The sequence below is a fragment of the Achromobacter sp. genome, from assembly GCF_036567245.1.
GTDB lineage: Bacteria > Pseudomonadota > Gammaproteobacteria > Burkholderiales > Burkholderiaceae_B > Achromobacter.
Map to the genome: position 1 here is coordinate 1 of NZ_DATCUY010000372.1, position 10,982 is coordinate 10,982.

The window sequence follows — 10,982 nt, forward strand, 5'->3', positions numbered from 1 at the left end:
CGGCCGGTAGTGCACCGAGTCCAGCAGCCCCACCACCACGAAGGCGGCCAGAATCACGGCCGAACACATGGCCGGCGTGTCACGCGCCACGCGCGCCCAGGTCGCGCGCAGGTTCGGGCTGCGGCGCACGTGCCAGACATAGGCCAGCGCGCCCAGCACCATGAGCCACAGCGCGATATCGGTCCAGAGGAAGACGAACTTGGGCATGGCGGCTACTCGAATCGGACGCGGGGGTCGGCCAGCGTGTAGGAAATGTCGGCCAGGATCAGCCCTACGATGTAGAGCGCGGCGCCCAGGAACACCATGGCGCGCACGATGGAGAAGTCTTGCGCGTTGATGGCGTCGATGGTGTAGCTGCCCAGGCCCGGAATGCCAAAGAAGGACTCCGCGATCAGGCTGCCCATGAACAGCAGCGGCAAGGCCGCCACCGTGCTGGTCAGGATGGGCAGCATGGCATTGCGCAGCACATGCCGGAACAGCACGATGCGTTCGGCCAGCCCCTTGGAGCGCGCGGTGCGCACATAGTCCTTGCCGATCTCTTCCAGGAACAGGGTGCGGTAGAAGCGCGCTTCCGGCCCCAGCCGCGACACGATCGCGACCAGCACCGGCAGCGCCAGGAACTTGACCACATCCAGCCCGCCTGAAAAGCCCGAGAACGGCACCAGCCGCAGCAGCTTGGCGAAGACCCATTGGCCGGCGATGATGTAGAACAGGCTGGAGATGGACAGCAGCAACACGCACACCACCACGCCCCAGAAGTCGAGCCGCGTGGCGCGGAAGTACACCAGCGTCAGGGAAAAAACGATGCTGACGAAGAGCCCCAGGAAAAAGGTGGGCACCGCCAGGGCCAGGCTGGGCCCCATGCGCGTCTTGATCTCGCGGCCGATGTCGCGCCCGCCGTCGGACGCGCCGAAGTCCATGACCAGCAAGGGCACCGAACGCTGGTAGAACACGGTGTCAGTCAGTTGCGCCGCGCCTTCCGCCTTGGCGTTGAAGAACAGCGGCTTGTCGTAGCCGCGCTCGACCTTCCATTTTTCAATGGCATCCGGGTTGACGCGCTGCCCGCCGATGGCCAGCCGCGCCATGTCGTCAGGCGTATTCACCGCGAAGAACAGGACGAAGGTGAAGAGGTTCACGCCGATCAGGATCAGCACGCCGTACAGCAACCGGCGGATCACGTAGCCGATCATGATTGATGCTCCTTGCCCAGGGCCGGCGTGAATGCGGTCTGGCGCTCGCGCCGCTTCAGCGCCACATACGAAGGCCATATCGCCAGCGCCAGCAACAGCGCGAACAGGCCTATCGGCCACCACCGCGGATAGTTCCACTCATCGATCTTCTGCTGCCGCAGGGCGGCATCGATCTTCATGTACTGAAGCGTGTTGCGGACCATCTGGGTCGGCTTGGCGTTGCCAACCCACTGCTGGTAGGCGCCGCCCGACATGGGGAAGTAGCCGAACATCCAGGGCGCGTCGCGCTGCACGATGGCTATCATCCTGGCGATGAGCTGTGCCTTTTCGGGACCGTCGTCCAGGAACTTCATCTGCTCGAAGAGGCGGTCGAACTCGGGGCTGGCGTAGTTGGCCGCGTTCTCGCCGCCGCCCTTGGCCTTGGCGTTGGGGCCGTAGAGCAGGAACAGGAAGTTCTCGGCGTCGGGGTAGTCGGCGTTCCAGCCCCACAGGAAGATCTGCGCCGACCCGCGCATCATCTTGTCCTGGAAGCGGTTGTAGTCGGTGGCGCGCACGTCCAGCTGCACGCCGATCTTGGCCAGTTGGCGCCGCATCCAGTCGAACTGCGGATTGGAGCCGCCGCCCTGCATCGAGTCGTAATAGAGCACCAGCGGCGCGCCCGTCTTGGCGTTGCGGCCGTCGGGATAGCCGGCCTCGGCCAGCAGGCGGCGGGCCACGTCCACCGACTTGCGCACGGGCTTGCCGTCCACCAGGTCGTAGACCACGGGATTCACGCCTTCGGGCGGTTCGCGGTAGCCGAGCACGCCCGGCGGCACCGGGCCGTAGGCCACCGAAGCCTGGCTGTTCTCGAACACGGCCACGTACTCTTCCCAGTCGAACGCGATGCTGATGGCCTGGCGCAGCTTGCGGTTCCTTTCTTCCTGTGCCGGCGTGTCGCCCTTGCCCACTACCGGGTCCAGCCAGTTGAAGCCCATGTACCAGTTGGCGGTCTCGACCGTGGTCGGCAGCTTGATGCCATGCTCGCTGTACAGGCGCGCCTTGTCCTGGCTGTCGCCAGCCGCGACCAGCATGGCCACGCCATACTCGCCGCGCTCGATCTGCGGCACGTCGTAGTAGCCCTGCAAGAACTTGCCGGTCAACGGGATAGCCTCCTTTTCGACACTGAATTCCGCGCGGTCGATGAAAGGCGTGGGCTTGCCGCAGTCGGCCAGCAGGCCGGCGGCCGCGTCGCCGGGCTCGCCTTCGCAGGGATAGGGTTCGCCATGGAAATTGGGATTGCGGCCCAACACGTGGCGGCGATTCTGCAACGACTCCACCAGCATGTACGGACCGGTGCCCACCGGCCAGGTATTGAGCGACAGGTCATGCGCCGCCATGCCGGGCTGGTTATAGAAGCGATCAGCCTCCCAGGGAATGGGCGCGGTGAAGGTCATGGCCAGCCAGTACTTGAATTGCGGGTACTTGCCGTTGACGCGGATACGCAGCGTGTGCGGATCCAGCGCCTGCACGCCGGTGAAGCCGTCGGCTTCGCGCAGATCCAGCCAAGGCGGCGCGCCGGCCCCGCCCGGCATGTCGCGCCGCAGGGCCTGGTCGCGCTGGCGCAAGCGGTCCGCGTACTCCTTCAGGCCGGCCACGTGCTCGGTCATGAGGCCGGAGATCGGCGACACCACGCGCGGGCTGACCAGGCGCCGGAAAGCGTAGACATAGTCGTCGGCCGTCAGTTCGCGCGTGCCGGTGCGCGGGAAATCGGGAATGTAGAACTTGTCGTCCAGTTCGCCCGCGGCCAGCGGAAAATAGTCGTAGCTGCCGTCGGTCTTGCGGGCGAAGGCCGGATGGGGCGCGTAACGCGCGCCTGGCCGGATCTTGATGTCGTAGACGCTTTGCGCGATCTGCTCGCCGGGCGTGTCGGCGGGCAGCGTGTTGCCTTGCGCGTCCAGGTAGACGGGCGGGTCGATCGATGCCGCCGCGCGCGGCACCAGTTCGTAGGGTCGCTTCAGGTAGTGATAGCCGTACAGCGTCTCATAGATGTTGTACGTATAAGGGGTCTCGTCGCCGGAATAAGAGCTGGCCGGGTCCAGGTACTTCGGAGACCGCTTGACGAAGGCGGAAAACAGCGTGTTCTGGCTTTCGGCGCCGGACGGGTACGGGCTGTTGATGGGGCTTTCTTGCGAGCAGCCCGCCAACGCCAGAGACAGCAGCATGGCCGCCGCCCAGAGCCGCTTCAATGCACGCATGGAAACCTTCCCTTCGAATCGTTGCGACAGAGGATAGCAAACACGGGCCGGGGACTATATCCAGGCATCCCCCAGGGCCGCTTGCGCGTATGGGCGGCTGCGCGGCCCAGTCCCCGCGGCCTCAGCCGCACTGGCGCTGCCGCCAGCAGTCGTAGCGCCACTTCCAGGGTTGCATGGCGCCAGGCTGCGCCCATAGGCCGCGTCCGGCCGCCTTGGCCTGGCGCTGCAGGTCCGGCATGGCCTTGTCGCGCAGGTAGTCGCCCTGGCGCGCGGTGTAAGCCCAGGCGTAGCCGGCCTCCACCTGCACACGGTTGGCCGAGCGCCCGTCATCCAGGATCAGGGCGCAGACTTCCCGGCCGTACTGGTCCTTCTCGTAGCATTGCGCGGTAAGCGTCTTGCCCGCGACCAAACCTGCCAGGTTCTTGCGCGCGGCCTCGGCATAGGGCTGCCCGGGCTGGTCGGACCCATGGCCCTCCTCGGGCGCGTCGATGCTGTCCATGCGGATGCGGTGCTGGCCGTCAGGCGCGCGCAGGGTCACGGTATCGCCGTCGGCCACGTTCACGATCATGCCCGTGAGCGTGTAGCTGCCCTGGGGTATGCCGCCAGCCAGCGTCGCGCCCGGGCGGTTCTGGGCGGAAGCAGTCGGACGTTCGGTCCGGTCCTGCCCCTCCCGCCCCGAAGGTTGCAGCCAATTGACGATGGCGCCCGCCGCCGCAAGAATCAGGGCGACGATCAGGGCGGTCAGCTTGCTGCCGCCGCGAAAGTTAGGTTTGCCACGCACCGCCAGCGCTCCAGGTAGGAAAACGCAGGCAGTTTGCCATAAAGGCAGAGCACTACGCCGTGCTTTTGGCGATGGTGATCAATGAGTTACGCGCGCTGGACGCCAGCGACCCATGCGTGCGCCCCCCCTCCTACAGCCAGCCCGACTTGCGGAACCGCCAATACAGCAGCGTACAGATCGACGCGATGACGCCCAGCGTGATCGGATAGCCCCAGGGCGATTTCAGTTCGGGCATGAATTCGAAGTTCATGCCGTAGATGCCGGCGATGGCGGTGGGCACCGCCAGGATGGCGGCCCAGGAGGCCAGCTTGCGGGTGGTGTCGTTCTGCGCCGCCTGGCCTATCATCAGGCTGGCTTCAAAGGCGAAGGCCAGGGATTCGCGCAGCGAGTTGAACAGTTCGTCCACGCGCAGCACGCGGTCGGCCACTTCGCCAAAATACGGACGGGCATGCTCGTCCACCGCCGACATCTCGACCCGCGCCAGGCGGCGGCAGATCTCGGCCAGCGGCGACACCACGGTGTGAATGCGCAGCAGGTCGCGGCGCTGGCGGTACAGCCTGCGGATGTCCGAGTCCTTGGCGCCGCGGATCAGCAGCTTTTGCTCGGCACCCTCGACCACGGATTCGATCTTGCCGGCCGCCGCGACATAGCGGTCCACCAGCCAGTCCAGCAGTTCCGAAGCCACATAGTCGCTGCCGCGCTTGAGCAGGTCGGGCGAGGCTTCCAGCCGTTCGCGCAAGGGGCTGTGGCCGGCGGTGGCGCCGCGCCGCACCGTGACCAGGAAGCCGTCGCCGATGAGGAACTGGGTCTCGCCGAAGATGGGGCGCTCGGCCTCGACCTCCACCGTGATGGCGACGATCAGGATCATGTTGCCGTAGTCGATGATCTTCGGCCGCCGGTGGGACTCCAGCATTTCTTCCTGGTTCTTGTCGCAGGCGCCGAGTTCGCTGGCCACCTTGGCCAGCATTTCCGGGCGCGGATTGCGCAAGCCGATCCACAGCATGCCGTGGTCCTGGCTGACGTACTGGGCGACTTCGTCGATCGGGACCTCGCGGTCCCGCCGTCCGTTCACGTAGGCGATCGATGCGACGACTTCCCTCTTCGAGTCGTCGGCGGCATGTTCTTCAGTAGCCATAAACACCCTTTTGCAATGCGATCCCTGCCGGACAGCTTATATATCGGCCGATGATAGCCCAGCCTAGGAGAACAGGTTGCGCACCCGCTTGGCCACGTCCACGCTGGGCGCCTGCGGCTCCTTGGGCACGCCGCGCCCTTCGGGCAGATCCGGCGGCTTGGGCAGGTGGTCGAACAGCGGCAGCATCGCATTGGTGATGTAGCGCGTGCGCGATCCGTAGACGTGCCGGTCGCCCATGCCGGTCTGCTGATGCACATAGAAACGCTGCGGCACGATCAGCTGCAGGCGTTCCTTGGCGCGCGTCATGGCCACGTACAGCAGGCGGCGCTCTTCCTCGATTTCCTCGGCGGTGCCGGTGCTCATGTCGGACGGGATGCAGCCGTCGACCACGTTCAAAACGTAGACCGCCTTCCATTCCTGGCCCTTGGCGGAATGGATGGTGGACAGGATCATGTAGTCCTCGTCGCGATGCGGCGCGCCGGACTCGTCGCTGGTGGCGTCCGGCGGGTCCAGCGTCAGTTCGGTGAGGAAGCGTTCGCGCGTGCCGTAACCCGCGGCGATGCGCGCCAACTGGTCCAGGTCCGCGCGGCGCACGCGCGCATCGTCGTACAGGCGCTCCAGCTGCGCGCCGTACCAGCGCAGGGCCAGGTCCACGTCGGCAGGCCATTTCAGCGCAGGATCGCACAGCGCCGCGTAGGTGTCGGCGAAAGCGCCCCACTCGCCCTGCGCCGCCGCGCCCGGCTTGAACTCGCGCAAGGCGCGCAGGGGTTCGGCGGAGGCGGACATGGCGTCCATCAGCTTGCCGGCGGTGGCCGGGCCGATGCCGGGCAACAATTGCGCCACGCGAAAGCCCGCCATGCGGCCGCGCGGATTCTCCGCCCAGCGCAGCAGCGACAGCAGGTCCTTGACGTGCGCGGCCTCCAGGAAACGCAGGCCGCCGAACTTCACGAAGGGGATGTTGCGGCGGGTCAGCTCCAGTTCGAGCGCGGCGCTGTGGCTGGCGGTGCGGAACAGCGCCGCCTGCGACTTGAGCGTGGCCCCGCCCTCGCGCTGCGCCAGCACCTGGTCGGCCACCCAGCGCGCCTGGCCGGCTTCATCGCTGACCGTCACCAGTTCGGGCAGTTGCGAGGACTTGCGGTCAGTCCACAGGTCCTTGGCGTAGCGCTCGGTAGCCAGGCCGATCACGGCGTTGGACGCGTTCAGGATGGGCTGCGTGGAGCGGTAGTTGCGGTCCAGCGTGATGACGCGCGCCGGCGTGGGGAACTGTCCCGGAAAGTCCAGGATGTTGCGCACCGTGGCCGCGCGGAACGAATAAATGGACTGGGCGTCGTCGCCCACCACCGTCAGGCCGCGGCCGTCGGGCTTCATTGCCATCAGGATGGCGGACTGCAGCCGATTGGTGTCCTGGTATTCGTCCACCAGCACGTGGTCGAAGCGCGCGCCCACGTCGGCCGCGATGCCGGGCTCGCCCATCATCTCAGCCCAATAAAGCAGCAGGTCGTCGTAGTCCAGCACCTGCTGGTCCTGCTTGGCCGCGACATAGGCGCGGAACAGGTTCTTGAGCTCATCCTCCCATTGCGCGCACCAGGGGAAGGCCGTCTTCAGCACGTCGGCCACCGGCGTCTGGCTGTTGACCACGCGCGAATAGATCGCCAGGCAGGTGCCCTTGAGCGGAAAGCGCGACTTGGTGGACGACAGGCCCAGCTCGTGGCGCACCATGCCCATCAGGTCCTCGGCGTCGCCGCGGTCATGGATGGTGAAGGCTTCGGACAGGCCGATGCGTTGCGCGCAATCGCGCAGCAGGCGCGCGCCGATGGCATGGAAGGTGCCGGCCCACGGCAGCGAGGGCGCCTGCTGCGTGGCGCGCAGCTTCATCACCCGCTGCAGCACCGAACCCACGCGCCGCTCCATTTCCAGCGCCGCGCGGCGCGAGAAGGTCAGGAGCAGCATGCGCTGCGGGTCCGCGCCGTTCAGGATCAGGTGCGCGACCCGGTGGGCCAGCGTGTTGGTTTTGCCCGAGCCGGCCCCGGCGATCACCAGCAAGGGGCCGTCGTCGCCCGGCGCGCCGGCCACGCCGAATTCGGCGGCCTCGCGTTGGGCGGGATTGAGATCGGCCAGGGGATCGGGGCGCTCGGCGGACGGGGGGGACGTATTGGTTTGATCGGACATGGGCGGGGCCGCAGCGTTGCAGCCGCTTGAAACGGCGAGCCCGGACGTTGCCGGGCTCTGGATGGACACTGTATATTTATACAGAATTTTTTCAATAAAGTCTGATTCATCCCCGGCCATGCGCCTGTTGACCGGCACCGCCTCCTGGACCGACCCCACCCTGCTGGCCTGCGGCCGCTTCTACCCGCCCGAGGTCCGCAGCGCCGAAGCGCGGCTGCGCTTCTATGCCTCGCGCTTTCCCATGGCCGAGGTCGATTCCAGCTATTACGCCATGCCCACGGCCGAAAACGCCTATCTCTGGGCGCAGCGCACGCCGGACGATTTCGTCTTCAATATCAAGGCCTTCCGGCTGTTCACAGGCCATCAGACGCCGCTTTCCTCATTGCCGGCGGACATCCGGCGCGAATTGCCGGACTGGCCCGAGCCCGTCATCTACCACGACCGGATGCCAGCGGATTTGCGCGACGAACTCTGGCGCCGCTACCAGCTCGCGCTGGAACCGCTACGCATGTCCGGCAAGCTGGGTGCGGTGCATTTCCAGTTCCCGCCCTGGATCCGGCGCGATGCCCGTGGCCGGGCCCGGGTCGCCGACTGCGCACAGCGCATGGAGGAGCACCTGGTGTCGGTGGAATTCCGCCACCGCAGCTGGTTCGCGTCGCCCTCCGCCACCGCGGACACGCTGGCCTTCGAACGCGATCTGAAGGTGGCGCACACGGTGGTCGACAGCCCCCAGGGCTTTGACAACACCGTGCCCGCCGTCTGGGAATGCACCCACCCGGAACTGACGCTGCTGCGCCTGCATGGGCGTAACACGGCCACCTGGAACGTGTCCGGCGCCGCGTCCTCGGGCCGCTTCCAATATGAATACTCGGAGCAGGAGCTGGCCGAACTGGCCGAGCGCTTCGCGCGGTTGGCAGCGCAGAGCGCCCAGGCGCACGCGGTCTTCAACACCAATTTCGAAGACCAGGGCATGCGCAACGCCGCGGCCTTCGCGGCCGCGCTAGCGCCGGCCTGAAGCGGCCAGGAGCTGCGCCGCCGCGGGCGCACGCGCCACTTCGTTCAGGCTTTCCAGCAACACCTCGAACTTGCGCGCGATATCGTGCTCGGGCACGCAGGCGTAACCCAGCAGCAGACCGGGCCGGCGGCCCTCGTCGTTGACGTAATAGCGCGACAGCGCGCGCGTCAGCACGCCCTTGCCGCGCGCCACGTCCACCACGCGCAGGTCGTCCATGTCCTGCGGCAGCGTCAACACCAGGTGCAGCCCCGCCATGCTGGCGTCGCGATGCAGCCAGTCGGGTCCCAGCCGCCGTTCGATCAGGTTGACCAGCATGGCGCGGCGGCGTCCGTACAGCATGCGCATGCGGCGGATGTGAGCCGCGTAATGCCCTTCCGAGATGAAGGTGGCCAGGGCCGCGTGCGTCATCAGATGCCCTTCGCGGTATAGCTCCGCGTGCGCCGCCTGGAATGCGGCGGTCAGGGTCTTGGGCAGCACCAGATAGCCCACGCGCAGGCCCGGGTACAGGGTCTTGCTGAAGGTGCCCATGTAGATCACGGGCGCATCCGGCTCCAGTCCCAGCAGCGAGGCGATGGGCCGGCCGGAGAAGCGGAATTCGCTGTCGTAGTCGTCTTCGATGATCCAGCTGCCGCTTTGCCGCGCCACTGCCAGCAACTGGCGCCGGCGCGTCAGCGACATGACCGGGCCCAGCGGATACTGGTGCGAGGGCGTGACGAAGATGAAGCGCGGCGGCGTGCCGACGGTCTCCGGCAGGCGCATGCCCTCCTCGTCCACCGGCAGGTGCACGGTGTGCAGGCCGTTGGCCTGCAGGATGGTGCGCGCGCCCCAGTAGCCTGGATCCTCGACCCAGGCGGTCTCTCCGGCCTCGCCCAGGATGCGAGTGGTCAGGTCGATAGCCTGGTGCGAGCCCTCGGTGATGATGATCTGTTCTGGATCGCAATCGATCGAACGGGTCAGCGCCAGATGCTGCGCCAGCGCCTCGCGCAAGGCCGGCAACCCGCCGCCGTAAGCGTAGGTCAGCAGGTCGGGCGAGGGATTGCGCCACAGGGCGCTGAAGATACGGCCGAACTTCTTGTGCGGGAACTCGGTCAGGTCGGGCACGCCGGGCATGAAGGCGCCCCATTGGTAGGGCGACGCCGAAACGCCGTCGACAATGGCGGCGCCGCGCGGCGACAGCGCCGGGCGCGCTTGCGCCGGCGGCGGCTGGCTTTTGCGCCGGCCGCTGGCCAGGTAGGAATCGGGGACCGACGCATTGACGAAGGTGCCGTTGCCCTGGCGGCTGCGGGTGTAGCCCTCGGCCAGCAGCTGGCTGTAGACGTGGACCACCGTGTTGCGGGCGATGCCAAGCTCGGCTGCCAGGTCGCGCGAGGCGGGCAGGCGCGAGTCGGCTGCAATGGCCCCGTCCAGGATGGCTTCCCGGACGCCGCGATACAGCCGCTTGTTCATGGGCTCGCTGGAGCCGTCCGCCAGCCGCAGCTGTAGCAAGTCACCGACGATGGACCGCAATTGGTTCTACCTGATTTATAAAAGTGGTTCCCACAAATGGGGCCATCGTAGCATTAAATAAGGTTTTCCCGCCCATCATGCTCTCCGAGGCTGAGATGAAGAATCAGGACCTGAATACCCGCCGTTCCCTGGCCACGCCCCGCGGCGTCGGCGTCATGTGCGACTTCTACGCGGTGCGCGCCGAAAACGCCACCCTGTGGGACGCCAATGGCAAGGAGTACATCGATTTCGCAGGCGGCATCGCCGTCCTGAACACCGGCCACCTGCACCCGAAGATCAAGGCCGCCGTTTCCGCGCAGTTGGACAACTTCACGCACACGGCCTACCAGATCGTGCCGTACGAAGGCTATGTCTCGCTGGCCGAGCGCATCAACCGCCTCGCTCCCATCGACGGCCTGAAGAAGAGCGCCTTCTTCACCACCGGCGTGGAAGCCGTCGAAAACGCCGTCAAGATCGCGCGTTCGGCCACCGGCCGCTCGGGCGTCATCGCTTTCTCGGGCTCGTTCCACGGCCGCACCATGCTGGGCATGGCGCTGACCGGCAAGGTCGCCCCGTACAAGCTGTCGTTCGGCCCGATGCCCGGCGACATTTATCACGTGCCCTTCCCCAACGCCACCCAGTCCATCAGCGTGGCGGACTCGCTCAAGGCGCTGGACCTGCTGTTCAAGTGCGACATCGATCCCAAGCGCGTTGCGGCCATCATCATCGAGCCGGTGCAGGGTGAAGGCGGCTTCAACATCACCCCGCCCGAACTGATGACGGCGCTGCGCAAGGTCTGCGACGAGCACGGCATCCTGCTGATCGCCGACGAAGTCCAGACCGGCTTCGGCCGCACCGGCAAGCTGTTCGCCATGGAGCACCACTCGGTCCAGGCCGACCTGATCACCATGGCCAAGAGCCTGGGCGGCGGCTTCCCGATCTCGGGCGTGGTCGGCCGCGCCGACGTCATGGA

General features: G+C 66.8%; 8 protein-coding genes and 1 pseudogene. 2 read left to right on the forward strand and 7 right to left on the reverse strand.

From position 1 onward, the window contains the following. From VIR09_RS15945 to VIR09_RS15970, 6 genes and pseudogenes are all read right to left on the reverse strand, one after another. Positions 1–207: pseudogene (locus VIR09_RS15945) on the reverse strand (ABC transporter permease); the annotation flags it as partial. 5 nt (positions 208–212) lie between these two features. After that, the gene (locus VIR09_RS15950) at positions 213–1,190 is read right to left on the reverse strand and encodes an ABC transporter permease (RefSeq protein WP_332013748.1); all 978 of its coding nucleotides are present in this window, start codon (positions 1,188–1,190) and stop codon (positions 213–215) included. Beyond that, the gene (locus VIR09_RS15955; RefSeq protein WP_332013749.1) at positions 1,187–3,424 is read right to left on the reverse strand and encodes an ABC transporter substrate-binding protein; all 2,238 of its coding nucleotides are present in this window, start codon (positions 3,422–3,424) and stop codon (positions 1,187–1,189) included. The genes VIR09_RS15950 and VIR09_RS15955 overlap by 4 nt, the downstream gene beginning before the upstream one ends. Positions 3,425–3,545: 121 nt before the next feature. After that, complete coding sequence (locus tag VIR09_RS15960) at positions 3,546–4,205, reverse strand: thermonuclease family protein (RefSeq protein WP_332013750.1); 660 nt, start codon at positions 4,203–4,205, stop codon at positions 3,546–3,548. A 130-nt stretch (positions 4,206–4,335) separates the two neighbouring features. Next, complete coding sequence (locus VIR09_RS15965; RefSeq protein ID WP_332013751.1) at positions 4,336–5,340, reverse strand: magnesium and cobalt transport protein CorA; 1,005 nt, start codon at positions 5,338–5,340, stop codon at positions 4,336–4,338. A gap of 63 nt (positions 5,341–5,403) precedes the next feature. Beyond that, the gene (locus tag VIR09_RS15970) at positions 5,404–7,509 is read right to left on the reverse strand and encodes an ATP-dependent helicase (RefSeq protein ID WP_332013752.1); all 2,106 of its coding nucleotides are present in this window, start codon (positions 7,507–7,509) and stop codon (positions 5,404–5,406) included. A gap of 118 nt (positions 7,510–7,627) precedes the next feature. Here VIR09_RS15970 and VIR09_RS15975 point away from each other — a divergent pair, with 118 nt between their 5' ends. After that, positions 7,628–8,524, forward strand: coding sequence for a DUF72 domain-containing protein (locus VIR09_RS15975; protein WP_332013753.1), 897 nt, complete (start codon positions 7,628–7,630; stop codon positions 8,522–8,524). Here VIR09_RS15975 and VIR09_RS15980 read toward each other — a convergent pair. Then, on the reverse strand, positions 8,510–10,030 hold the full coding sequence (locus VIR09_RS15980; protein ID WP_414639436.1) for a PLP-dependent aminotransferase family protein: 1,521 nt from the start codon (positions 10,028–10,030) through the stop codon (positions 8,510–8,512). The genes VIR09_RS15975 and VIR09_RS15980 overlap by 15 nt on opposite strands. Positions 10,031–10,125: 95 nt before the next feature. Between VIR09_RS15980 and VIR09_RS15985 the strand changes: the two genes are divergently transcribed. Beyond that, on the forward strand, positions 10,126–10,982 hold an 857-nt coding region (locus tag VIR09_RS15985; RefSeq protein WP_332013754.1), incomplete at its 3' end, for an aminotransferase class III-fold pyridoxal phosphate-dependent enzyme.